The organism is Streptosporangium sp. NPDC048886 (genome assembly GCF_055586905.1).
This window is the reverse complement of record NZ_JBVJHH010000028.1, coordinates 16638-41264: the sequence shown is the minus strand read 5'-3', so window position 1 is coordinate 41264 and position 24627 is coordinate 16638. Positions and strand designations below refer to the sequence as shown.

18 protein-coding genes are annotated in these 24627 nt (G+C 72.7%); 8 read left to right on the top strand and 10 right to left on the bottom strand.

Annotated features, from left to right (window positions below):
* Nucleotides 1-327: 327 nt before the first annotated feature.
* Nucleotides 328-3171 carry an AfsR/SARP family transcriptional regulator gene (locus ACZ6R6_RS30700; RefSeq protein ID WP_470099171.1) on the top strand — a complete coding sequence of 948 codons (2844 nt, stop codon included), beginning with the start codon at nucleotides 328-330 and terminating at the stop codon, nucleotides 3169-3171.
* 273 nt (nucleotides 3172-3444) lie between these two features.
* Nucleotides 3445-4761 carry a Na+/H+ antiporter NhaA gene (nhaA, locus tag ACZ6R6_RS30695; protein ID WP_470099169.1) on the top strand — a complete coding sequence of 439 codons (1317 nt, stop codon included), beginning with the start codon at nucleotides 3445-3447 and terminating at the stop codon, nucleotides 4759-4761.
* A 90-nt stretch (nucleotides 4762-4851) separates the two neighbouring features.
* Here the strand turns inward: nhaA and ACZ6R6_RS30690 are convergent, their stop codons facing one another.
* The 4 genes from ACZ6R6_RS30690 to ACZ6R6_RS30675 form a co-directional block, all read right to left on the bottom strand.
* Complete coding sequence (locus ACZ6R6_RS30690; RefSeq protein ID WP_470099167.1) at nucleotides 4852-5274, bottom strand: hypothetical protein; 423 nt, start codon at nucleotides 5272-5274, stop codon at nucleotides 4852-4854.
* Nucleotides 5275-5355: 81 nt separating this feature from the next.
* Nucleotides 5356-6192: an alpha/beta fold hydrolase gene (locus ACZ6R6_RS30685; RefSeq protein WP_470099165.1), complete on the bottom strand. Its 837-nt coding sequence runs from the start codon at nucleotides 6190-6192 to the stop codon at nucleotides 5356-5358.
* The gene (locus tag ACZ6R6_RS30680; RefSeq protein ID WP_470099163.1) at nucleotides 6159-6512 is read right to left on the bottom strand and encodes a hypothetical protein; all 354 of its coding nucleotides are present in this window, start codon (nucleotides 6510-6512) and stop codon (nucleotides 6159-6161) included. Before ACZ6R6_RS30680 ends, ACZ6R6_RS30685 begins: the two co-directional genes overlap by 34 nt.
* Nucleotides 6509-7585, bottom strand: a complete 1077-nt coding sequence (locus ACZ6R6_RS30675; RefSeq protein ID WP_470099161.1) for an RNA polymerase subunit sigma-70 — start codon at nucleotides 7583-7585, stop codon at nucleotides 6509-6511. Before ACZ6R6_RS30675 ends, ACZ6R6_RS30680 begins: the two co-directional genes overlap by 4 nt.
* Before the next feature lie 239 nt (nucleotides 7586-7824).
* Here ACZ6R6_RS30675 and ACZ6R6_RS30670 point away from each other — a divergent pair, with 239 nt between their 5' ends.
* Both ACZ6R6_RS30670 and ACZ6R6_RS30665 read left to right on the top strand, forming a co-directional pair.
* Complete coding sequence (locus ACZ6R6_RS30670) at nucleotides 7825-8373, top strand: TetR/AcrR family transcriptional regulator (RefSeq protein WP_470099159.1); 549 nt, start codon at nucleotides 7825-7827, stop codon at nucleotides 8371-8373.
* A gap of 26 nt (nucleotides 8374-8399) precedes the next feature.
* Nucleotides 8400-10562 carry an MMPL family transporter gene (locus ACZ6R6_RS30665; RefSeq protein ID WP_470099157.1) on the top strand — a complete coding sequence of 721 codons (2163 nt, stop codon included), beginning with the start codon at nucleotides 8400-8402 and terminating at the stop codon, nucleotides 10560-10562.
* Nucleotides 10563-10627: 65 nt separating this feature from the next.
* Here ACZ6R6_RS30665 and ACZ6R6_RS30660 read toward each other — a convergent pair whose 3' ends face one another.
* Nucleotides 10628-12343: an IlvD/Edd family dehydratase gene (locus ACZ6R6_RS30660; protein WP_470099155.1), complete on the bottom strand. Its 1716-nt coding sequence runs from the start codon at nucleotides 12341-12343 to the stop codon at nucleotides 10628-10630.
* 185 nt (nucleotides 12344-12528) lie between these two features.
* Between ACZ6R6_RS30660 and ACZ6R6_RS30655 the strand changes: the two genes are divergently transcribed.
* The 4 genes from ACZ6R6_RS30655 to ACZ6R6_RS30640 all read left to right on the top strand — a co-directional run bounded on the left by ACZ6R6_RS30655 (nucleotide 12529) and on the right by ACZ6R6_RS30640 (nucleotide 18552).
* Nucleotides 12529-13542 carry a zinc-dependent alcohol dehydrogenase gene (locus ACZ6R6_RS30655; protein ID WP_470099153.1) on the top strand — a complete coding sequence of 338 codons (1014 nt, stop codon included), beginning with the start codon at nucleotides 12529-12531 and terminating at the stop codon, nucleotides 13540-13542.
* A gap of 224 nt (nucleotides 13543-13766) precedes the next feature.
* Complete coding sequence (locus ACZ6R6_RS30650) at nucleotides 13767-16568, top strand: ATP-binding protein (protein ID WP_470099151.1); 2802 nt, start codon at nucleotides 13767-13769, stop codon at nucleotides 16566-16568.
* A 214-nt stretch (nucleotides 16569-16782) separates the two neighbouring features.
* A complete protein-coding gene (locus ACZ6R6_RS30645; RefSeq protein WP_470099149.1) occupies nucleotides 16783-17685 on the top strand; it encodes an alpha/beta fold hydrolase in 903 nt (300 codons plus the stop codon).
* A 75-nt stretch (nucleotides 17686-17760) separates the two neighbouring features.
* A complete protein-coding gene (locus ACZ6R6_RS30640) occupies nucleotides 17761-18552 on the top strand; it encodes an SDR family NAD(P)-dependent oxidoreductase (protein ID WP_470099147.1) in 792 nt (263 codons plus the stop codon).
* A gap of 226 nt (nucleotides 18553-18778) precedes the next feature.
* Here the strand turns inward: ACZ6R6_RS30640 and ACZ6R6_RS30635 are convergent, their stop codons facing one another.
* The 5 genes from ACZ6R6_RS30635 to ACZ6R6_RS30615 all read right to left on the bottom strand — a co-directional run bounded on the left by ACZ6R6_RS30635 (nucleotide 18779) and on the right by ACZ6R6_RS30615 (nucleotide 24446).
* Entirely contained in the window at nucleotides 18779-19894 is a 1116-nt protein-coding gene (locus ACZ6R6_RS30635) for an ABC transporter ATP-binding protein (RefSeq protein WP_470099145.1), read from the bottom strand.
* Nucleotides 19895-20176: 282 nt separating this feature from the next.
* Nucleotides 20177-21205 carry an NAD(P)-dependent alcohol dehydrogenase gene (locus ACZ6R6_RS30630; RefSeq protein ID WP_470099143.1) on the bottom strand — a complete coding sequence of 343 codons (1029 nt, stop codon included), beginning with the start codon at nucleotides 21203-21205 and terminating at the stop codon, nucleotides 20177-20179.
* 11 nt (nucleotides 21206-21216) lie between these two features.
* Nucleotides 21217-22167: a carbohydrate ABC transporter permease gene (locus ACZ6R6_RS30625; protein ID WP_470099141.1), complete on the bottom strand. Its 951-nt coding sequence runs from the start codon at nucleotides 22165-22167 to the stop codon at nucleotides 21217-21219.
* Complete coding sequence (locus tag ACZ6R6_RS30620) at nucleotides 22164-23099, bottom strand: carbohydrate ABC transporter permease (protein ID WP_470099139.1); 936 nt, start codon at nucleotides 23097-23099, stop codon at nucleotides 22164-22166. The genes ACZ6R6_RS30625 and ACZ6R6_RS30620 overlap by 4 nt, the downstream gene beginning before the upstream one ends.
* Nucleotides 23100-24446 (bottom strand): extracellular solute-binding protein, encoded by a 1347-nt coding sequence (locus ACZ6R6_RS30615; protein ID WP_470099137.1) that lies wholly within the window; start codon nucleotides 24444-24446, stop codon nucleotides 23100-23102. It abuts the gene before it with no gap.
* Nucleotides 24447-24627: the final 181 nt, after the last annotated feature.

The following is a 24627-nucleotide window of genomic DNA, read 5'->3' as shown; positions in this document are numbered from 1 at the left end:
CCGGCATCCCGAAGAAGATCTCCGGGCCGGCATGAGCCCACAACGCCATTAATCCATATGTGAGGAAAATAGCTACCGAAATGTAATAAGGCCATGATTTACCAGCATTTACTAAATGCCGGCTGCGCTGCCGGATAACGGTTGACAGATCCATTCCGGCGACCGTCCCACCCGCCGTACGGCGCCATTCGGAGCCCCGCCGCCGCCGGCCGGGGACCGGCGGCGGCGCCGGGTGCGCGACCCGGCCGGTCGGACCGGGCGATAGCGTGATCGGGCCGGCTCCACCGCGACCGGCGAGACCCCCGGTTCCGCGTCACAGGTGATGGTGTGAGATTTCGTGTACTCGGTCCGCTGACCGTGCTCTCCGACGGCCGGGAGGTGCCGCTCGGAGGCAACAAGCTCCGCGTGGCGCTGGCCGGGCTGCTGCTGCGCCCCGGGGAGACCGTCCCCGTCCCGCGGCTGGCCGCGTGGCTGTGGGAGGGCGGGCCGGAGGACCCCGACCGGGCGAAGGCCACCATCCACACCTACGTCAACAGGCTGCGGCACCAGCTCGGGCGGGACGTCATCCGCACCGTCCAGGACGGCTACCGGGCCGAGGTCGACGCCGGCTCGCTGGATCTGCTCCGCTTCCGCGAGCTGGCCGGCTCCGGACGGCGGGCCGCCGCCGCCGGCGACCTGGGCACGGCCTCGCGCGTGCTGTCGGAGGCCATCGCGCTGTGGCGGGGGCCGGTGCTGTCCAACGTGGACTCCGCGTCCCTCCTCCGGGACGAGGCCGAGCCGCTGACCGAGGAGCTGCTGCGCGTCCAGGAGCAGTGGCTGGACGTCGGCCTGCAGACCGGCCTGCACGCGGAGCTGGTCGTCACGCTGCGGGAGCTGACCCGCGCGCACCCGCTGCGGGAGCCGTTCTGGGAGCGTCTGATGCTCTCCCTCCACCGCAGCGGACGCCACGCCGAGGCCCTGCAGGCATACCACGCGCTGAGCACGCTGCTGGCCGAGGAGCTGGGCATCGACCCGGGCCCCTCGCTGCGCGCCACCTACCAGGCGATCCTGACCGACGACCCGTCCGTCGGCCCGCCCGAGGTGGTGCGGGCGGATCCGCGCGGGGAGGCGCCGTCCAGCCCGATCCCCCGACAGCTCCGCCCGGACATGCCGGGATTCGCCGGACGCCGGGGCGAGCTGGCGGAGCTCGACCTGCTGCTGGACGACTCCTCGTCCCCGGCCCGGAGCGGACCCAAGATCGTTTCATTGCAGGGCACCGCCGGGTCCGGCAAGACCGCCCTGGCCATCCACTGGGCACACCGGATCCGTGACCGCTTCCCCGACGGCCAGCTCTACCTCGACCTGCACGGCTACGGCCCGGAGCCGCCCCTCGATCCGGCGGCGGCGCTGGAGACGCTGCTGCGCGCCCTGGGCACCCCGGCCGGCCGGATACCCGCCGGGCTGGAGGAGCGCTCAGCCCTGTTCCGGACGCTGCTGGCCGGCCGGCGCATCCTCGTACTGCTCGACAACGCCGGCAGCAGCGAGCAGATCCGCCCGCTGATGCCCGGTTCCGGCGGCATGGCCGTCGTCACCAGCCGCAACCAGTTACGCGGCCTCGTCGTCGAGTACGGCGCGCGGCGCGTCGTGCTGGACCAGATGCCCCCGGGGGAGGCGGTCGAGCTGCTGGCGGAGGTCCTCGGCCGGGACCGTGTCGCCTCGGCGCCGGAGGCCGTCACCGAGATCGTGGAACGGTGCGCCCGCCTGCCGCTGGCGCTGCGCATCTTCGCCGAGCGCGCGGCGCGCTTCCCCGGCGTCCCGCTCGGCAGGCTCGTCGCCGACCTGCGCGACGAGCGGACCCGGCTGACGGCGCTCGACACCGGCGACGGGGACCACACCGACCTGAGGATGGTCTTCTCCTGGACCTACGGCGCCCTGGATCCTGACTCCGCGCGGCTGTTCCGGCTGCTCGGCCTGCATCCGGGGCCGGAGGTCAGCACGGGGGCGGCCGCCGCCCTGATCGGCGGCGACCTGGCCGGCGTCACGCGGCTGCTCGACCGGCTCACCGCCGACCACCTGCTCAGGTCCCGCTTCCCGGGACGCTACGACTTCCACGACCTGCTGCGCAGCTACGCCGCGGAACGGGCCCACGAGGGAGGGCGAGAGGACCGGGATGCCGCGCTCGGCCGCGTCATGGACTGGTACCTGCACGCGGCCCGCAACGCCGCCGAGCACCTGCCGCCGGTGGGGCGGGCGTTCTCGGCCGGTCCCGTGCCGGCCGGCCTCGCGCTGCCGGAGTTCGACGGCCCCGAGGAGGCCGTCGGCTGGTATGAGGAGGAGCTGCCCAACCTCATGGCGGCGGCCCACTACGCGGCGTCGCGGGGATGGCACGGGTCCGCCTGGCGCATCCCCCGGATGCTGGCGTCGTTCTTCGACTTCCACGTGCCGGGCACGGCATGGGCCGCCGTGTACCGCACCGCGGTGGAGGCGAGCAGGGCCGCGGGCGAGCCGTACGAGGAGGGATCCGCCCTCAACCATCTGGGCTGGGTCAACGCCCGGCTCGGCCGCCTCGGCGAGGCCGTCGGCCACTACGACGAGGCACTGGCGGTGGCCCGCCGCATCGGGGACCGGGATCTGGAGGGGGACGTGCTGGTCAACCTCGGCGCCGCCTACTTCCGGCTCGGCCGGCTGGAGGAGTCGACCGGCTGCTACGGGCAGGCGCTGGCCATCGCACGCGACAGCGGCGACCGGCACCTGGAGGCCGAGGCGCTCAACGACGTCGCGCACAACGACAACGAGCTGGGCCGCCACGCCGAGGCGCTGGCCGGCGCGCACACGGCGCTCGGCATCTACACCGGCCTTGACGACCGCTACCGCCGGGGCGAGGCGCTGCGCGCCCTCGGCGCCGCCCACGCCGGGCTGGGGCGCCCCGGCGAGGCCGCGGGCCTGTTCCTCGACGCGCTGGAGCTGATGCGGGAGTTCGAGGACCGCCGCGGCGAGGCCGACGTCCTGAGCCGGCTGGGCGACGCCCTGCACGGCTCGGGTGACCTCGGCGGCGCCCGGGAGCGCTGGCGGGAGGCCGCCGAGATCTTCACCGAGCTCGACGACGAGCGGGCCGGTGCCCTACGGCGGCGCCTGGCGGAGACCGGCCCCCGCTCCCCGGTCCCGGTCGGAGCCGAGGACGGGCGGCGCTGATGCTCCCCGCCGGCGCCGCTCCGGGAACTCCTCGAATGCCCGGAAGGCGTCCCTCGGACGCACGTCATCACCGCGTAAGCGTTGACCTGCGCCGCCGCCGGCCCGCCGGGTGATCCTGCCGGCCGCCGCGCCCGGTCCGGCGGCGTTCCCGGCCGCCGGGTCCGCCCGGGCGGACCCGGCGGCCGGGAACGCCGGGCTCGCCGATAGGGTGGGTGGTGGTGTGCCGGGAAGTCTGGTCGGCGACGGTTGACCCGACCCCGGAAGGAAGCGCCCGTGACCGCTACCCCGCCTCGCCTGTTCAGCCGCGGCTCGTGGCCCGAGGCCCGCCGCATCGCCGACATCCTCCGCAAGGAGACCATCGGCGGGGCGCTGCTGCTGGCCGGGGCGGTGCTGGCGATGGTGTGGGCGAACTCGCCGTGGTCGGGCTCCTACGAGGCGCTGCGCGCGGTGCGGGTCGGGCCCGCGGCGCTGCACCTGAACCTGGACCTGGCGGCCTGGGCCGCCGACGGCCTTCTGGCGATCTTCTTCTTCGTCGCCGGGCTGGAGCTCAAACGCGAGTTCGTCGCCGGTGACCTGCGCGATGTGCGCCGGGCCGCGGTACCGGTCGCGGCCGCGCTCGGCGGCGTGATCGTCCCCGCCGTGCTGTACCTGGCGGTCGTCCTCGCCGCCGGCGGGGGCGGGGCGAAGGGGTGGGCGATCCCCACCGCCACCGACATCGCGTTCGCGCTGGCCGTGCTCGCGGTCATCGGCCGGTATCTGCCGTCGGCGCTGCGCACGTTCCTGCTCACCTTGGCCGTGGTCGACGACCTGCTGGCCATCGCGATCATCGCCGTGTTCTACACCGCGCACCTGTCCCCGCTGCCGCTGCTGGGCGCGCTGGTGCCGCTGGCGGCCTTCACCTGGCTGGTCCAGCGGCGGGTGCGCTCGTGGTGGCTGCTGCTGCCGCTGGCCGCCGCCGTCTGGGCACTGGTGCACGCCTCCGGGGTGCACGCCACCGTCGCCGGTGTGCTGCTGGGCTTCGCCGTACCGGTCGCCCGCAGCGAGCGGGCCGGCGGCCCGCAGGCCGGTCCCGGCCTGGCCGAGCACTTCGAGCACCGCTTCCGGCCGATCTCGGCCGGGGTGGCCGTCCCGGTCTTCGCCTTCCTGTCGGCCGGCGTCGCCCTGGGCGGCCCGAGCGGGCCGGCCACCGCGCTGGCCGACCCGGTCGCGATCGGCGTCGTCGCGGGGCTCATCGTCGGCAAACCCATCGGGATCATGGCCGCCACCTGGCTGGTGGCCCGCTTCACCCGCGCCGACCTGGATGAGAACCTGGCCTGGGTCGATGTCGCCGGGCTGGCGGTCCTGGGGGGCATCGGGTTCACCGTGTCCCTGCTCGTCGGGGAGCTGGCCTTCGGAGCCGGCACCGGCCGCGGCGAGCACGTCAAGGTGGCGGTCCTGGCAGGATCCCTGCTCGCGGCGCTGGCCGCGACGGTGATCCTCCGCCTGCGCAACCGCGCCTACCGGCGCATCCACGAGATCGAGACCGCCGATCGCGACCACGACGACATCCCCGACGTCTACCAGGACGACCGGCCCGTCAACGACCGCTGAACCCGGACCCCGCGGCGTCCCCGTTCGACGGCCCGGCCGCCACCACCGTGACCGCCGGAGCCCGGGACAGGCCGCTCGCTCCGGGCGCGTTCATCGGATGCGGCGCTGTTCGGCGTGGTAGCCGCCGCCGGGCCAGACCCAGTCCCCGGACAGGGTGTCGCCGTCGGGGCTGAAGACCGCGCGGTAGTAGGCGGGCGAGCCCTTCTCCCCGCCCCAGATGGTGAGCGTGTCACCCTCGATCTCGTAGACGTAGTCGAGAGTCTCGCCCTGGCTGCCGTAGAACCGGGACTTGATGTCCTTGCTCGGTTCCTCTGCGCCGAACGGCCTCTCCCGGCCGATGATCTCGATGCCGGCGATGTGCTCGCCGGCCTGCCGGATGTCGACTTCCTGCTTGAGGAAGTGACCGCCTGTCAGCCATGAGTAGGTGACCTGGCCGGTCGCCTCGCCGCTCACCTCCCAGGTGCCGGCGAGCCGGTCGAGCGCGGCCATCGCGGTGTCCTGCTTGTTCGACATGAGTGTCTCTCCTGTCCGCTTCGATGTTGTCGGATCTGCTTGTATGACGGCACGGCGCCCGGAAAGGGATCGGTGCCCGGCTCAGCCGTACAGGAATTCCACGAGCGCGGGCGCGAGCTTTCCGGGGGCCATGACCACCGCGCCGTGGTTGAGGCCGGGCAGGGTACGGTGCTCGGCGCCGGGCAGGATGTCGGCCAGCGCCCGTGCGGCACTGTGGAATCCGGCCGGGCTCCTGCCGCCGGTCAGCACCAGGGTCGGTGCTTTCGCGGCCGCCCATCGGCCGGCCTCCAGCGGCCTGCCCCGCTGGGTCTCGCCCATCACCGCGGCGTCGTAGGGCAGCGTGTGCGCCAGCGCCTTGAGGCCCGACCACACACCCGGCATCAGCCGCATCATGGTCACCATGAACGCGGGCATGCCCTGCGCCTCGGTCATGAAGTATCTGACCGCGTCACCGCGCCGGCCGGCGGCCAGCAGCGCGTCGAGATGCCGGGCGTAGTCCTCAGGCAGGCCGGAGCCGTCGTCGCCGATCACGAACGGCGGCTCGTAGAGCACCAGTTTCTCGATGTCGAGCCCGGCCGCCGCGGCACGCAGCGCCAGCACCGCCCCCGATGAACTCCCGAACACCGACGCCGACCCCCCGACGCCGTCGATCAGGGCCGCGATGTCCTCGACCTCGCGTTCGGGCGCGTACCCGGCGGCGTCGCCGCTGGCACCCCGGCCCCGCCGGTCATAGTTGATCACGGTGAAGTCCCGGGCGAGCAGGCCGGCGAGCTTACGGGCGTCGGAGCGGTCGGCCAGCGCCGAGGACACGAGGATGACCGCGGGCCCGGCGCCGAGCCGCTCGAACGCGATCTCGGTCCCGTCCTCGGAGAGGAGCGACGCGTTCACCGTGACCGCCTTTCCGCTGGTGGTAGACATGATTGCTGCTCCGTATCAGGCGTTGTGCCGTGTTCTTGGCCATATGACGGCGCCTCGGCGGAGAAGGAATCGGTCCGGTTCCGGCTTATCGCGACCAGCGTGACCAGCCCTGGCCCCGGATTGCGCAGCACGCGCAGCGGAAGGCCGGCCAGGCACAGCACCGCGCCGTGGCCGAAGCGTCGGCGGGCGCCGCTGACCGTTTCGAGCTCGACCCCCGCGCCCTGCACCCGGACGAGCGCGTCGCGCCAGGCGGCCGCGTCGTAGTCGCGGACCTCACCGCAGGCCAGGACCACCTCTCGGCGCCGGAATCCCGCGCTCACGGCAGGGCCGGGGGCAGGCCGAACGTCGCGAAGTAGCGCGGTTCGAACGACGTGATCGCGGTGATCCGGCCGCCGTCGATCCGCAGCACGTCCAGCACCTGGCCGTGGAACCGCCCGGCCGGGTCCCTGATCTCGCCCGCCGTGGGACGTTCGACGTAGTGCGCCACCGCGGGCTGCAGATTCGCGCCGGTGACGACGCTGCGCCAGCGCCCGTGAAACCACTCCGAACCGGCGTCGAAGACCTGTCCGCTGAAGGCCAGCAGCGCGCTCCGCCCGACCAGCCACGCCGGCTGCGGCGGCATCGTCATCTGCACGTCCTCGGCGAGCATCCCGGCGAGCGCGCCCAGATCGGCCCGCTCATGCGCCTGGACGTAGCGCCGCAACAGCGCGCGCTCGTCCGTGCTCGGCTCGGCCGGCGGCGCCCAGTCCTCGCGCCGCTGCGGCAGGTGCTGCTTCAGCGTCGCCCGCGCCCGCTGCAACGCGCTCTTCACCGACGCCAGGCTGGTGCCCAGCAGCGCGGCCGTCTCGGCGGCCGGCCAGCCCAGCACGTCCCTGGTGATCAGCACGGCCCGCTGCCGGGCGGGCAGGTGCTGGATCGCCACCAGGAAGGCGAGCTCGATCGTCTCGCGCGCGACCGCCGCCGACTCCGGCCCCTCGGCGCTGTCGGCGGCCGGCTCCAGCAGCCGGTCCGGGACCGGCTGCAACCACGGTACGTAAGCGGGCGGCCGCACCGGCGCGCCCGGATCGACCAGCGGCGGAACCTGGTAGGGGGCCGCCCGCCGCCTGTTCCGGTCGATCACGTCCAGGCACGCGTTCGTCGCGATCTTGTACAGCCAGGCCCGGAACGTCGACCGGCCCTCGTAGGTCTCCCGGCGGCGCCACGCCCGCAGGAACGTCTCCTGAACGATGTCCTCCGCCTCGTCGTAGGAGCCGAGCATGCGGTAGCAGTGCACCCGCAGCTCCCGGCGGACGGACTCGGCGAGCGCTCCGAACGCCCCCTCGTCACCGGCCACCGCGGCGCCCACCACAGCCGCCTCCTCCGTCAGAGCGCCACTGCCTCGGTCCTCCACCACGGCTACCTCCACCTGCGCCGGCACATGTCCATGACCATAAGACGGCCGCTGCCGCCAGAAGGGATCGGACTTCCCGCGGCTTTCGGAACCGCAGGTCCGGGCAAGAGGGACCACGGTGATCATCGGGCCGTCCGGAAGATCGGGTTCCATCGCCCGGCCGGCCCCGGCTGTGAGGAAGACCACACCCCAGTCCTGTCCGATCGGTCAGGACTGACCGATCGGACAGTTATTGTGGGGACATGCCACGTCCCGCTTCCGCCCTGCGCGGCCACATCCTGGAGTCGGCGTTGCAGCTGTTCGCGACGGGCGGTTACAAGGGCACGTCACTGCACGACATCGCCCAGGTCGTGGGCTGCTCGAAGGCGTCCTTGCTGTATCACTTCGCCGGCAAGGACGCGATCCTCACCGAGCTGCTGACCCCGGCCGGCGAGGGGCTGGCCGCGCTGGACGCCCGGCTCTCCGGCCTGGACGGAGATCGAGCCGCGGAGGCGGCCGTCACCGGTTTCGTCGATCTGGCCATGCGTTTCCGGCGTGAGCTCAAGATCCTGTTCCAGGACGTTCCCGCGATGACCAGCCATCCGGCGCTGGGCGCCATCCCCGCCGTCACCGATCGGCTGCTGGCGGCGATGGCGGGCGGTTCGACCGAGCCCAGGGACCTGGTCGCCGCCTACATGGTCGTGGGAGCCGTCTTCGTCACCAGCGCCAGCGACGTGCAGGTGACGGATGAGGACCTGCGTACCGAGCTGATCCGCGGCGCCCTGCGGACCCTCGCCCGCGAACCCCGCTGAACCTTCGAGAAAAGACAACCACTGTCATGGCTTCTGTGCTGTACCGGCTCGGCCGGTCCTCCTTCCGCCGCCGGGGACGTGTCCTCGCCGTCTGGCTGATCCTGCTCGCCCTGCTCGGTGGGGCTGCCGCCGCCTTCATGGGCCCCACCACCGACAACTTCACGATGCCCGGCACCGAGTCCCAGCGGGCGCTCGACTCCCTGCGACGGCAGTTCCCGCAGGCCGGCGGCACCACCGGCACCATCGTCATCGCGGCGCCCGAGGGGCGCAAGCTCGACGGTCCCGCGGTCGCGCCGGTCGTGCGGGAGGCCGCCGGGGTCCCCGGCGTGATCGCCGCCATGGACCCCTTCCAGGTCGGCGCCGTCTCACCGGACGGCCGCTACGCGCTGGTCCAGGTCCAGTTCGCCACCGCCGCCGACGACGTCACCGACGCCCAGCGGGCGGCGTACGAGCGGGTCGGCGCCTCCGCGCGGGGGCTCCGCGTCGAGCACGGCGGCGAGATCATGAAGGCCGGAGGGGAGATCGGCTCCACTGAGGCGCTCGGTGTCCTGGTCGCCGCGGTGGTCCTCGTCATCACCTTCGGCTCCCTGGTGGCCGCCGGCATGACGCTGCTGAACGCGCTGATCGGCGTCGCGGCCGGGATGGCCGGGCTGTTCGCCCTCAGCGGCGTGGTCGAGCTGACCGGCACCGCGCCCATCCTGGCGCTGATGCTGGGGCTGGCCGTCGGGATCGACTACTCGCTGTTCATCACCTCCCGCTACCGCCAGTACCTCGCCGAGGGCATGGAGGCGGAGGAGGCCGCCGGGCGTGCGACCGGCACCGCGGGTTCGGCCGTCGTCTTCGCCGGCGCCACCGTCGTCATCGCCCTGGCCGGCCTCGCCGTGGTCGGCATCCCCTTCCTGAGCGTCATGGGCCTGGCCGCGGCGGGCACCGTCGCGGTGGCCGTCCTGGTCGCCCTCACCCTGCTGCCCGCCTTCCTCGGCTTCGCCGGCACCCGGGTGCTGCCGCGCGGGCAGCGCGGCGGGCGGGCGTCCGGACCCTGGCGCGAGGGCTTCGGCTTCCGCTGGGGCCGGTTCGTCACCCGGCTGCGCGTCCCGATTCTGCTGGCCGGCGTCCTGGGGCTGGGCGCGCTGGCCCTGCCCGTCCAGGACATGCGCCTGGCACTGCCCGACGCCGGCACCGCCTCCTCCGGCTCCGCGGCCCGCGAGGCCTACGACCTGATCAGCGAGGGATTCGGGCCCGGCTTCAACGGCCGGCTGATCGCCGTCGTCTCCGGCGACGACGCCCAGGCCACCGGCACGGCCGCCGAGCAGGCCGCGCAGTTGATCCAGGGCACCCCCGGCGTGCTCGCCGTCTCCCCGCCGCAGCCCAACCAGCAAGGCACCACCGTACTGATGACCGTCATCCCCAAGGCCGGCCCCACCGACGCGGCCACCGAGGAGGCCGTGCGCTCCATCCGGGAGCGCGTGGCCGGCGTCCGGGGCGCCGACATCGCCCTGACCGGAGTCACCGCCATCGGCATCGACGTCTCCGCCAAACTCGCCGGCGCGATGCCCGTCTACCTGCTGCTCGTGGTCGGCCTGTCGATCCTGCTGCTCATGCTGGTCTTCCGCTCCCTGCTGGTGCCCTTCAAGGCGGCGCTGGGCTTCCTGCTCACCGTCGGCGCCACGTTCGGCATCACCGTGGCCATCTTCCAGCAGGGTCACCTGGCCGATCTGCTCGGCATCGACGTCCCCGGACCCCTGGTCAGCTTCCTGCCGATCCTGCTCATCGGCATCCTGTTCGGGCTTGCCATGGATTACGAGGTCTTCCTCGTCTCCCGCATGCGCGAGGACTTCGTCCACGGCGACACCGCCCAGCAGGCCACCGTCAACGGCCTGGGCCACAACGCCCGCGTCGTCACCGCCGCCGCGCTGATCATGACCGCCGTGTTCGGCGGTTTCGTGTTCATGGACGATCCGATCATCAAGTCCATTGGTTTCGCGCTGGCCGTCGGGGTGCTCGTCGACGCGTTCGTCGTCCGCATGGCCCTGGTGCCGGCGGTGATGTCGCTGCTCGGCCGCGCGGCCTGGTGGCTGCCCCGGCCCATCGACCGGGTCCTGCCCGACCTCGACATCGAAGGCGAGAAGCTGCACAGGGAACTCGCCGCCCAGCGGCGCGAGGACCACCACGAAACCGTCAAGGTCTGACGTCCGGCCCCGGCCACGGACCCGGCGATCACCGTGGGCGGAGCGCACCGCCGCTCCGCCCACGGTCAGTGGGACTCGCGCGAGACCTTGTGCCCGCTGGACCCGACGAGGAAGTCCAGGTCCGCGCCCTGGTCGGCCTGCATCACGTGGTCGACGTAGAGACGCTCCCAGCCCCGCGCGGGCGCGGCGAAGGCCGCCACCATGGCGGGCGAGGGCCGGCGCCGGTCCAGCTCCTCCTGGGGGAGGTCGACCTCCAGCCGCCTGGCCTCGACGTCCAGGATCACGTGGTCCCCGGTCCGGATGAGGCCCAGCGGGCCGCCCGCGGCCGCCTCGGGCGCCACGTGCAGCACGACCGTGCCGTACGCCGTGCCGCTCATCCGCCCGTCGCAGATCCGCACCATGTCCCGTACCCCCCGCTCCAGGAGCTTGGCGGGCAGCGGCATGTTCGCCACCTCCGGCATCCCCGGGTATCCCCTTGGCCCGCACCCGCGCAGCACCAGCACCGAGGAGGCGTCGACGTCGAGGTCCGGGTCGTCGAGCCGGGCGTGCATGTCCTCGACGCTGTCGAAGACGACGGCCCTGCCCCGGTGGCGCATCAGCTCGGGTGAGGCAGCTGCGGGCTTGACGACGGCGCCGGAGGGGGCCAGGTTCCCGTACAGCACGGCGATGCCCGCCTCGGCCTGCAACGGCTCGGCGCGGCGGCGGATGACGGTGCCGTCCCAGATCTGCGCGCCGTCCAGGTGGTCGACCAGCGGCCGGCCCGTCACCGTCAGCGCGTCCGGGTCCAGCAGGTCCCGCACCTCGCGCAGTACGGCCGGCAGCCCGCCCGCACGGTGGAAGTCCTCCATCAGGTGGCGGCCCGCCGGTTGCAGGTCGGCCAGGAGCGGCACACCGGCGCCGGTGCGGTCGAAGTCACCGAGCGAGAGCTCGATCCCGAGGCGGCCGGCGAGGGCCAGCAGGTGCACCACGGCGTTGGTGGACCCGCCGATGGCGGCCAGCGCCACGATCGCGTTGAGGAAGGAGCCCCGGGTGAGCAGGTTGCTCGGCCGGCGCCCCTCGGCGACGAGCTCGACGGCGAGCCGGCCGGTGTCGTGGGCGCCTTCGAGCAGCCGGCTGTCGGGGGCCGGAGTGCCGGCCAGGCCGGGAAGGGTGGTCCCCAGCGCCTCGGCGACGCAGGCCATCGTCGAGGCCGTCCCCATGGTGTTGCAGTGCCCCCTGCTGCGGATCATCGAGGACTCCGACCGCAGGAACGCCTGCTCCGACAGCGTGCCGGCCCGGACCTCCTCGCTGAGCTTCCACACGTCGGTGCCGCAGCCCAGAGGGACCCCCCGGAACGTGCCGGTCAGCATGGGGCCGCCCGGGACGACCACGGCGGGCAGGTCCACGGAGGCCGCGGCCATCAGCAGGGACGGGATGGTCTTGTCGCAGCCGCCCAGCAGCACCACACCGTCGACGGGGTTGGCCCGCAGCATCTCCTCGGCCGCCATCGCGGCCATGTTCCGCCACAGCATGGCGGTGGGCCGGACCAGGGTCTCCCCCAGCGAGACGACCGGGAGGTTCATCGGGACGCCGCCGGCCTCCCAGATCCCCCGTTTGACGCTCTCGGCCACCTCGTCGAGGTGGGAGTTGCACGGGGTCAGGTCGGAGGCGGTGTTGGCGATCGCGATGTGCGGCCGCCCGTCGAAGGAGTGCGCCGGCAGCCCCCGGCGCATCCACGCGCGGTGGATGTAGGCGTTGCGGTCGGTCCCGGCATACCACTGTGAGCTGCGCTGCTCGGTCATAGGACTCTCATTCCACTTCCCCGAACGTTGCTCTAATGTTTGGGATTCAATCACTCGCGGGCGGGGCCGCGGCGACGGCCAGGCGGACGGGCCCGGGTCCGAGCGCGCCGCCCTCCCGGCGGCGGCGAGAGCCCCGGCGGACCGGCACGCCGTACCCCGTCGCGCGCCGATGCGGAAGGCTGAACGTGAGAGCGTTTGTCGTCACCGGCCCGCGCCGGTTCTCGGTGCAGGACGTCGAGCCGCCGGTCCCCGCGCCCGGCCAGGTCGTCGTCGACGTCGAGCGGGCCGGGGTGTGCGGCACCGACGCCGAGTTCTTCTCCGGCGACATGGACTACCTGCGCGAGGGCCAGGCCAGATATCCGATGCGCATCGGGCACGAGTGGTGCGGGAGCGTCTCCGCCGTGGGCGAGGGCGTCGACGCGAGCTGGATCGGCCGGCGCGTCACCGGCGACACCATGCTCGGCTGCGGCCGGTGCCGCCGCTGCCGCACCGGGCTGCAGCACGTGTGCGAGGACCGCTTCGAGATCGGCATCCGCGGCGGATGGCCCGGCGCCCTGGCCGAGCAGCTGCCGGTCCCGGCCACGGCGCTGCACGCGCTGCCGGACACGGTCGACGCGGTGGCCGGCGCCATGGTCGAGCCGGGCGGCAACGCGCTGCGGGCCGTCGAGGGCGCGGCCCTCGGGCCGGACGCCAGGGTGCTGGTGCTCGGCCCGGGGACGATCGGCCTGCTCGCCGCCCGGTTCGCCCTCGCCCAGGGCGCGGAGGTGCATGTCCTGGGGCTCTCGGAACCGTCGCTCGACTTCGCCCGCACGCTCGGGGTGCACGGGGCGTGGACCTCCGAACGTCTCCCGGATCTGCCCTTCGACGCCGTCATCGACGCCGCCAACTCCCCCGCCCTGCCGGCCCGGGCCCTCGACCTGGTGGAGCCGGGCCGGCGCGTGGTCTACATCGGCCTGGCGTCCACCCCGAGCACCGTCGACACCCGCACGATGGTGCTCAAGGACGTCACGGCGGTCGGGGTCCTGAGCGGCTCCCCCGGCCTCGCCGGCGCGATCGAGCACTACGCCTCGGGGACGGTGGACCCGCGCCCGCTGGTGGCCGCCACCATCGGGCTGGAGGGCGTGGGCGACGTCCTGGCGGGCCGGCGCCCCACCGGCTCGGGGCCGGGCCCCAAGATCCACGTGGATCCCCGGCTCTGACCGCCGGACAGCGGACGCGGACGCGGCCGGAGCCCCTGCCCGGCCGACAGCCGCCCCGCCACGGTCACGGCGCTCAGCGCGCGTCCCGGGGGCGGAGCGGGCCAAGGGTGAGATCGGGCGAGACGGTACAGTCGGGCACGGAACGAGAGGGGGGCGAGCTCCCGGGGCCGATCGCGCAGGGGTTGCCGCGCTCCTTGGGCACGGGGATCCCTGAGCTCATCGAAGTGCACGACACGACCGCCGACCAGGTCCGGCAGCCGGAGGACCGCCTCGCGCTGCACGGGCGAGTGACCGAGCGCGCCGCGATCGGCGAGCTCCTGGCCGCCGTGCGGGCGGGCGCCGGCCAAGCGCTCGTGCTGCGTGGCGAGGCGGGTGTCGGCAAGTCGGCGCTGCTGGATCTCGCCGCCGCCGGCAGCGCCCCGATGCGGGTGCTGCGGGCGACGGGCACGGAGCCGGAGACGGGGCTGGCCTTCGGCGGGCTGCACCAACTGCTGCGCTCGGAGACGGAGCTGCTGGACCTGCTGCCCGGCCCGCAGCGCGAGGCCGTCCGCGGGGCGCTCGGCCTGGCCTCCACCCGCACCGACGACCGTTTCCTCATCTCGGCGGGCGTGCTGTCCCTGCTCACCGAGGCGGCGGCGGCCGGCGGGCTGCTCTGCCTGATCGACGACTTCCAGTGGATCGACCAGGCCTCGGCCGACGCCCTGCTGTTCGCGGCCCGGCGCCTGCGGACCGAGGGCGTGGGGATGCTGATCGCCGTACGCGGGGACGCCACGGCGAGCCTGCGCGGCGTCCCGGACCTCCACGTCACGGGCCTCGACCCGCGGAGCGCGGCCGACCTGCTCGCCTCCCGGTCGGCGGCGCCGCCGGCCCGGCGGGTGAGCGAGCAGCTCGTCGCGCTGACCGGCGGCAATCCCCTGGCGCTGGGCGAGGTGGCCGGACTCCTCACACTTGAGCAGCTCGCCGGCAGGTCCGCCCTGCCGGACCCGCTGCCCGTGGGAACGGGCATCGGGCAGATCTTCGGCGACCAGGTGGAGCGGCTCTCCGCCGCCGCCCGGCTGATGGCGCTCGTCATCGCGGTGGAGGGACGCGGCGACCTGGGGTTGATCCTCGGCGCGGCGGACCGGCTGGGCGTGGACCCGGCGCAGCTGCATCCGGTCGAGGCGGCCGGGCTCGTCGGCGTGGAGGGGACGACGGTCCGCTTCCGGCACCCCCTGATCCGCTCGGCGGTGTACACGCGGTCGAGTTCGGTGCAGCGGCGCCTGGTCCACACCGCGCTCGCCGCCCTGCTGGAAGGGGACGCCGACCGGCGGGCCCGGCACCGGGCCGCCGCCTCGGTGGGCCAGGACGAGGACGTCGCCGCCGAGCTGGCGGCGTCGGCCGAGCGGGCGCGGTCACGGGGCGGATACGCCGACGCCGCCGTCGCCCTGGCCCGGTCGGCCGAGCTCACCCCCGAACCCGCCGTCCGAGCGCGGCGGCTCACCGACGCGGCCACCGCCGCGTGGCTGGGCGGTCGCCCCGGCCAGTCGGAGACCTACCGGGCCCAGGCGCGGGAGCTGGCCCACGACCCCCTCCTGATCGCCGAGCTCGTCCAGCTGCGGGGGCGTTCCGAGCTGAACAGCGGAGACGCGGCCGAGGCTCAGCGGATCTTCCTCGAAGGCGCCGACCATGCCCGCGCGGTGGATCCGGGCAAGGCGCTGGAGATGCTGGCCGACGCCTCCGAGGCCGCCTCCTATGTCGGGGACGCCGCCGCGATCGTCGAGATCGGCCGACGGGCGGAGTCACTGCCCGAGGGCGGCGACGCCTTCCTGCGGGCGGTCCTGGTCGGGATCGGCGCGATGCTCGCCGGTGACACCGGGCGGGGCGGGGCCGCGCTGCGGCAGGCGCTGCTGCGGGCCGGTGAGCTGTCGGCCGCCTCCGAGCTGATGTGGGCCTCCGCGGCGGCGAGCTACCTGGGAGAGGCCGACGTGTCGGCCGAGCTCGTCGGCAGGGCCGGCCGGGTCGCCAGGGTCTCGGGGCTGACCGGCCAGCTGCCCGTGGTGCTCGAGTTCGTCTCGACGGCCGAGCGGATCAACGGCCGGTTCGCCGTCAGCGCCGCGCTCGCCGAGGAGGGGCTGGCGCTCGCCCGCGAGGCGGGCTACACCAACTCCGCCGCCGCGCACCTGGCGAACCTCGCCGCGGTCGCGGCCGTGCGCGGCCAGGAGGCCGCCTGCCGCGAACACGCCCAGGAGGCGCTGGCCATCGCCATCCCCCACCGGATCGGCCTGCGGGCGGGCACCGCCTCGTACGCGCTGGGCCTGCTCGACCTGGGCATGGGGCGCTTCGCCGCGGCCCACTCGCGTTTCTCCGCGATGGCCGCCGCCGGGCCCGGCGCCGGGCAGCCCACGGTCGTCTGGAGGTCGACCCCGGACCGGGTCGAGGCGGCGGTCGCGTGCGGTGACCACGACGCGGCCCGCGCCATGGTGTCCCGCCTGGAGCAGTGGTCGGTGAACGCCGAGACCCCGGCGTCGCGGGCCCTGCTGACCCGGTGCCGGGCACTGCTCGAAGACGGCGGGGAGGCCCTCTCGCTGTATGAGGAGGCGCTGCGTCTGCACGACGAGGGCGGCCCGGCCCCCTTCGAGCAGGCCCGGACGTCACTGCTGTACGGCGAGCGGCTCCGCCGGGTCCACCGGAGCGGCGACGCGCGGCAGCCGCTGCGATCGGCGCTGGAGACCTTCCAGCGCCTGGGCGCCGAGCCGTGGGCGGAGCGGGCCCACAGCGAGCTGCGGGCCGCCGGGGAGACCGTCTCCCGGCCCGGACCGGCCGCCCTGAGCGCGCTCACCCCCCAGGAGCTGCGGATCGCCCGGCTCGTCGCCGAGGGCGCCTCCAACCGGGACGTGGCGGCCAAGCTGTTCCTCAGCCCGCGCACCGTCGAATACCACCTCTACAAGGTCTATCCGAAGCTCGGCGTCACCACCCGCACCGAGCTGGCCCTGCTGGTCGGCGCCGACCCGGACTCCGGGGGCGCCCCGCCCACCGGCGTGCGATGAGCCGGGGGCGTGGCGGGGCGGTGGGAGGGCCCGCCGCCCGCCGGCCTCCCCCGTGCTCCGCCGGACACCGGCCGGTGACCACTGGCCGGTGACCACTGGCCGACCCCAGTGGTCCTACGGATGGCACCGGCGCGGGTGTGCGCCAGGCTCTGCTCATCGGCCCGGAACGCCTCCGGCCGGGATGAACGTGATGAAGTGATGAAGGAGCAATCGCATGTCTCAGGGACGCATGGTGAACGTCGGCGACGTCGAGCTGTGGACCGAGGAGTTCGGTGATCCGGCGCACCCGCCGCTGCTGCTGGTGATGGGCGCGATGTCGCAGGGCGTGGTGTGGCCGGAGGAGCTCGTCGGGCGGCTGGCCGCCGGCGGCCGGCGGGTCATCCGCTACGACCACCGCGACACCGGCCGCTCGACCACCGTCGACTTCGACGCCCACCCCTACACCTGGGCCGACGTCAAGGCCGACGTCCTCGGCGTCCTGGACGCCTACGGGATCGGCGCGGCCCACCTCGTCTGCCACTCGGCGGGCGGCCTGCTCGGCCAGTGGATCGCCGCCGAGCAGCCGGAGCGGGTGCTGACCCTGACCGTCATCGGGTCGTCGCCGCTGGGCGGCCGGGAGGGACAGGTCCTGATGCGCGCGCTGATGGGCCAGGAGCAGCCGCCCGGCAGCCTGCCCCCGCCCACCCCGGAGTTCGTCGAGTTCTTCGCCAAGGCGGCGGTCAACCCGCCGCCGGCCGACCGGCGCGCGCAGATCGACTTCCAGATCGAGCTGGCCCGGGTCCTGCACGGCCCGGCTCTCCCGTTCGACGAGGACGAGCAGCGGCGCATGGAGGAGCGGATCCATGACCGTGCCGCCGACCCCGCGGCCGTGGCCAACCACCAGCGCGCCGGGGCCAGGGACTCCGACTTCGAACCCGTCGGGATCCTGGACCGGGTGCTCGCGCCCACGCTCGTCATCGAGGGCGCACACGAGCCGGTCAAGCCCGGCCACGGGGCGCTCATCGCCGCGGCGATCCCGGGGGCCGAGTTCCTGATGATCGAGGGCATGGGCCACACCCTGCCGCCCCAGGTGCACCGGCAGCTCGCCGAGGCCGTCCTGGCCCACACCGCCGGGTAGCGCGCTGCCTCCGGAAGGCGGTCCGCGGGCCGCCCGGAACGTGTCTCCCCCGGTGACGGGGGAAGACACCGGGTCATGACTGAGACAACCGAACGGACCGTGCTCGTCAGCGGTTCGACTTCCGGCATCGGCGAGGCCATCGCCGCCGCCTTCGCCCGCGACGGCGCGACGGTCGTGGTCAACGGCCGCGACCGGGGACGGACCGAGGAGGCGGCCGCGCGCATCCGCTCGGCCACCGGCCACGGCGGGCTGCTGCCGGTGGCCGCCGACGTGAGCACCGCCGAAGGCGCGCAGGCGATGTTCGATGCCGTGCCGGAGGTGGACGTGCTGGTGAACAACCTCGGCATCTTTGGCGCCACTCCCCTCCTGGAGATCACCGACGAGGAGTGGCGCCGCTACTTCGAGGTCAACGTCCTCAGCGGGGTGCGCCTGGCCCGCCACTACGTCCCCGGCATGGTGCGGCGCGGCTGGGGTCGGGTGATCTTCATCAGCAGCGACTCCTCCCTCATGATCCCCACCGAGATGGTGCACTACGGGGTCACCAAGACCGCGCAGATCTCCGTGGCGCGCGGCCTGGCGCAGACGGTCGCGGGCAGCGGCGTCACCGTCAACACCGTGCTGCCGGGTCCCACGCTCACCCCGGGCGTCGAGACCTTCATCGCCGACCGCGTCGGAGGGGGCATCCCCTTCGACGAGGCCGAGGCGCGCTTCATCGCCGAGGAGCGCCCCACCTCACTCCTGGGGCGGCTGATCCGGCCCGAGGAGGTCGCCAACCTGGTCCGCTACATCGGCTCGGAGGCGTCCTCGGCCACGACCGGCGCCGCGCTGCGCGTCGACGGCGGCCTGATACCCATGATCATCCCTTGAGCCGGTGAGGGCGGACGCCCGGCGGGCCGGCGATGATCTCCGACCGTCTTCAGAAGACCGGCATTCGGGGCGTGGACCGACGCATGGAACACCGACCCCAAGCCCTTCGTATGGACCAGAACAGCCGACGAGATCCTCGAAAACCTCGCCGTGTCCTGCCGTTCGATCCACCGGATGTCCTGGCCAGGCGGCATGCGACGGCCTGGAAACCCTGAAGCTCCGGCGGTCAGGTGGGCAGCCGCCGGCCGGTGACGGCGGAGAAGAGCCGCTCCTTGCCCGGCATGATCCGCAGTCGGACCTGGTCGCCCTTGGCCGGTGGCGCGTTGGGGTCGACCCGGGCGATGACGGTCTGTTCGAGGAGCTCCGGGTAGGTCGTGTCGGCGTACCGGCCGTAGAGGAAGGCGTCCGAGCCGAGTTCCTCGACGACGGTGACGTTGACCGGGAAGGTCCTGTAGTCACTGCCGCCGTCGCCTACCACGTTGAGGGCCTCGGGCCGGAAGCCTAGGATGACGCGGTCGCTGCCCTCGCTCTTAAGCGCTTTGAGCGTCTCGCCGGTCAGCCGTACCCGCGTCCCTGCGAGGACCGCTTCCTCACCTTCGACGCGGAACTCAGCCAGATTCATCGACGGGGAGCCGATGAACCCGGCCACGAAGACGTTGGCCGGATGCTGGTAGAGGTGCAACGGCGTGTCGACCTGCTGGAGAAGCCCGTCCTTGAGGACGGCGACCCGGTCGCCCATCGTCATGGCCTCGACCTGGTCGTGGGTCACGTAGACCGTCGTCACCCCGAGCCGGTGCTGCAGTTCGGCGATCTGGGTGCGGGTCTGCACGCGTAGCTTGGCGTCCAGGTTGGACAGCGGCTCGTCCATGAGGAACACTTTCGGTTCGCGCACGATCGCCCGGCCCATGGCCACGCGTTGCCGCTGTCCACCGGAGAGCTCCTTGGGTTTGCGGTCGAGGAACTCCTCCAGGTCCAGCAGGCGGGCGGCCTCACGGACCCGGTGGTCGCGCTCAGCCTTGGAAACCTTCATCACCCGCAGGGCGAAGCCCATGTTGTCGGCCACCGACATGTGTGGATAGAGCGCGTAGTTCTGGAACACCATCGCGATGTCCCGGTCACGCGGCGGCAGATGGGTGACGTCACGCTCACCGATGGCGATACGCCCGCCGTCGACCCTTTCAAGCCCGGCGAGCATGCGCAGGGAGGTGGACTTCCCGCAGCCCGACGGACCGACGAGCACAAGGAACTCGCCGTCGTTGATGTCGAGATCGAGGGCGTCCACTGCGGGCCGCTCGGTTCCGGGGTAGACGCGGGTCGCCTCGTCATAAAGGACTCTGGCCATCGATCTCTCCTTACAGGCTCGTTGGAAAAGGCCGGCTCAGGGGTTCGGCGGAGGCCGCCGGCCGGCCGTACCGGGCGTCGACGAGGAGCAGGCGAGCACCCCGCTCGCGGACGGTCCTCGCCTCGGCCTGAGGCGTCGAGGTTTCGATGCATGGTCATCAGGCTGACGCCGAACTCCTCTGCCAGCCGGCCGAGGTCCGTCTCCCCGGCCTCCACGACGCGGGCGAGCACCGCTCGCCGCGCCTCGAGCCCCGCGGCCGTGGTTCGAGCCTTGGCCATGCCATCACTCCTGCGGCCGTACGACTGCCTTGACCAACCCAGGATCACGGGTGCCGGCCGTGAGCGCCTGCTCGACCTCGGCCAGGCCGTAGTGGCCGGTGACCAGAGCGTCCAGCTGAACGCGTCCCGACGCGGCCAGCGCGACGGCCGCCGGCCAGGTGTTGGCATAGCGGAACGTGCCCGTCACCTCGAGCTCGCGCGTCTGCACGTGGGACAGCGGCAGCGGGATCTCATCCCCGCCCATGCCGATGAGGACGACCCGTCCGGCCCGCCCCACCGCGCGGACGGCCTCCCCGATGGCGGCCGGATGACCTGAGCATTCGAGCAGCACGTCGGGGTCGAACCCGGCGTCGGCCAGGCGGTTCTCGCGCACATCGAGGGTCGCACTCGCACCGAGGTCACGGGCCAGCCCGAGCCGGGTGGGGTTGACATCGGTGATCATGACGTCGGTGGCGCCGAAGGCCCGCGCGGCCTGCAGGCAGAGCAGTCCGACCGGGCCCGCGCCGGTGACGAGTACGCGAGCGCCCGGCCCGACCCGCGCCTTTCGGCAGGCCCACACACCCACCGACAGCGGCTCGATCAGGGCGGCGGCGTCATCGGACAGAGCGTCCGGCACGGGGTAGGCGAACTCCTCGTGCACGACGACGTACTCGCAGAAGGCACCGTCGATCGGAGGGGTGCCGAAGAACCGCATCTGCGGGCAGAGGTTGTACCGGCCGGCCCGGCAGTGCGGGCAGGTGAAGTCGGGCACCCCGGGCTCCAGCGAGACGCGCTGCCCTGGGCGGTGACGGCCGGCCCCGGGCCCGGCGCCGACCACAGTCCCGGACGGCTCGTGGCCAAGCACCAGCGGGGACTCCACCACGAAGTCACCGATCCGCCCGTGCTCGTAGTAGTGCACGTCGGAACCGCACGTCCCGACCGACGCGACCCGCACGAGCACGTCCCGGGGACCGGGCTCGGGCCGAGGCCGCTCCTCCATCGTGATCTTGCCCACGCCGTGCAGTACGGCTGCGCGCATGGTGAGCTCGGTCATGGCCTTGCTCCCTACTCTCCTGTGACGGCACCGAGGGTGAGCCCGGTGACCAGCCAACGGCGCACGGCGAGTCCGGCGAGCATCATCGGCACGACCACGATCGTGCCGATGGCGGTGAGCTGGCCCCAGTCGATGCCCGTCTGGGTGACCAGTTGGGAGGCGGCGATGGGCAGCGTCTGGGAGTTCGGCCCGGAGAAGACCACGGCGAACGCGTAGTCGTTCCAGGCGAAGACCAGGCACAGCACGAAGGTGGTCACCAGACCCGACTTGGTCAGCGGGAGGATGACCATGTGGAAGGCCTGCCAGCGGCTGCAGCCGGCGACGAGCGCGGACTCTTCCAGGGACAGCGGCACCTCGGCGAAGAACGCGCTCATCAGCCAGATGGCGAACGGCAGGTTGAAGGTCAGGTAGGCCAGCACCAGCCCGGGAATCGAGTCGATCAGACCGAGCCCGCGGAAGATGAGGAACAGCGGGACCACAACCGCCGCGATGGGCGCCATGCGCGTCGAGATGATCCAGAAGGCCAGGTGTTTCTTCCCGCGCATGTGGGTCCGTGCCAGGCCGTAGCCGGCGAGCGCGCCCAGGCAGACCGCGAGCAGCGCGGAGATCCCGGCGGCGAGCACGCTGTGCAGGATGTAGGGACCGAGGTTGTTGGAGCCGGTGAACAGGTTGCGGTAGTTCTCCAGGGTCGGGGCGAACAGGACCTGCGGCGTGGCCGAGGTCACGTCCGTGCGGTTCTTGAACGACGACAGCAGCATCCAGAGCAGGGGAACCAGCGTCCAGAGCATGGCCAAGACGAGGAGGAGCGCCACCGTCCAGCGCGAGCGCCGGCTGCTGGCCTCAAGCGGGGACTGCGGCGTCCCTCGCGGGGCGGCGGTGACCACTCGCCCGTTTTCCCGCGCGGTCTGACCGAGACCGGCCTGCCGGTGGGCGGGCGACTGCGGTGTCATCGAGGTGCTCATCGGGTCAACCCCCTGACATCCAGCAGCCGGACGAAGGTGCGGGCGATGAAGATCGAGAAGGCCAGCATCGCCAGGCCGATGGCGGCGGCGTAACCGAAGTCGAAGAAGCGGAACGCGGTCTCGTACAGCCGGACAGGAACGATCTTGGTCGCGTCCGCTGGTCCGCCGTTGGTGGTGACCCAGATGATGTCGAAGTAGCGGATGGCATCCATCGAGCGGATGAGCAGTGCGACGAGCAGCACGTTGGCGATCGCCGGGAAGAGGATGTACCGCAGCGTCATCCACCCCCGGGCGCCGTCGACGGCGGCGGCCTCCCGCACCGACTGGGGCACGCTGGACAGGCCGGCGAGGGTGATCAGGGCGATCAGCGGGGTCCACTCCCATACGTCCATCAGCACGACAGCGGCGAAGGCGCTGACAGGACTGCCGAGGATGTCGCCGCTGTAGCCGAGGGAGCTCAGCACCCACGCGTAGAGGCCGAAGGTGGAGTCGGTGAGGTAGCGGCCCAGCAGACCGACGATCGAGGGCGCGGCGAACATCGGCAGCAGCAGCAGGCTGAGCATGATGTTGCGGCCGCGCAGCACCCGGTAAAGGCACAGTGCGATACCCACCCCCAGAACCATCTCCAGCCCGACGGTGAGCACGAAGTAGATGACCGTGCGCAGCCACGACATCCACATGTCGGCGTCGGTGAGGAAGCGCACCCAGTTGCGCGGGCCCACCAGTTCGAGCCGCACTCCGCCCAGCAGCCGGACAAGAGAGAAGCTCATCGCGATCAAGGCGAGGAAGGGCACGATCGACAGCGCGGCCAGCAGGAGCAGGCCGGGTGTCATCATCTTGCCCTCGAAGCCGACCCGCGGCTCCTTCACAGCAGTGGTCTTCGGCCGGGTGGACCTGCGGAGCACCGGCGAGGAGTCTGCGGCGTGCGTCATCTAGGCCACCCACCCTCGTGCCACGATCCGATCCACCCGTGACTTGGTCGAACGCATCGCTTCCTCCGGCGACGCCGCCCCGCTGAGCATCCGGGACAGCTGAGTGAAGACCGCGGTGTTGCACTCGTTCCACATCGGGATCTTGGGCCGCAGGCCGATCCGGTCGGCCTGCCAGGCCTGCCGCACCGCGGCGGCCGTGAGCATGTTCGGCATCGGCGAAGGCCGCTTCTCGGCCGCGCGCACTTCCGGCAGCTCGTACACGGAGGTGCGGGTGGGAGTGCCCCCGCCGGCCTTGCTCTTGAGGTTGGCGAGCTGCGTCTCGGGCGAGGTGGCCCACACGAGGAACAGCCAGGCCGCGCCACGCTCGTGAGGCAGCGTGTTCGCGCTGATCGCCACCCCCGTGCCCCCGTACATGTTGGCCGTGCCGGCCGGCCCCTTGGGCAGCGGCGCGTAGCCGACCTTGCCGGGCAGCACCTGCTCGTTGCTGGCCGCGAACTCGTGCCAGTTCGGGCACATCGCCAGCCGGCCCGCGCGGAACGCGGCGCCCACGCCGTCCCAGTCCCACGTCTTCGAGGCGGGGTCGGCGATACCGAGCAGCCGGTTGTAGAACTCCGCACCCGCGATCGCGGCGTCGGAATCGAGCCGGCACGGGCCGGGATCCCGCGCCCCCATGCGCCCCACTTCCCTGCCGTTGTCGAAGTAGGTGCCGCCGTAGGACCACAGCACGTTACTGAAGTCGTTCATCAGGGAGTCGTGCTGGCGGGCCTGGTGCCCAGTGCCGTACTTGACGTCCGACGTCGCGTTCCTGTTGAACCACTGGGCGATCTTGAAGTACTCCTCCCACGTCCGGTCGCCGCCCGGGGCGGGGTCGAGACCGAGGTCGTCCGCCATGCGGTCGTGGTACTTGTCGAACAGGTCGCGCCGGTACTGCCAGATCATCGTCGGCGCGTCGTACGGCAGGGTGTAGACCGCTCCGGGATCGACGAACCGGCCGGCGGCATCCATCTGAGCGGGGATGAAGTCCGCGACGCCGCCGGGCAGGTCCGGCAGGTCCGGCTCGGCCTGCAACGAACGCAGGTCCACCAATCCTCGCTGGTACGGCGCGAGCACTTGGTAGGGATCGGCGTAGACCACCTGGTACTGGGCCCGGCCCGAAGCCAGGTCCAGGGCGACCCGCTGGACCAGCGCGCTCAGCTCCAGCGTCACGATGTTGACATTGATCCCCGTCAGATCGGTGAACGGGCGGATGTTCGCGGCGATGGCCGCGGTGGGAGCCGTGTTCTCCGAGATGAAGTTCAGGGTGGCGCCCTTGAACTGGCGCCACTGGTCACCGCCGGCGGTTCGCACCGCATCACTGCGGGAGCCACAGGCGCTCAGGCCCCCGGTCAAAGTCAGCGACGCCCCGACGGCCAAGGCGCCACGGAGGACCTCGCGCCTACTCGGCTGGGATGAATAGCGCTCCACTGCACCTCCTGACACTGCAGGTGAGGGCATGGAGAACAGTTTTATGCGTAAAAACAGTGAAGTA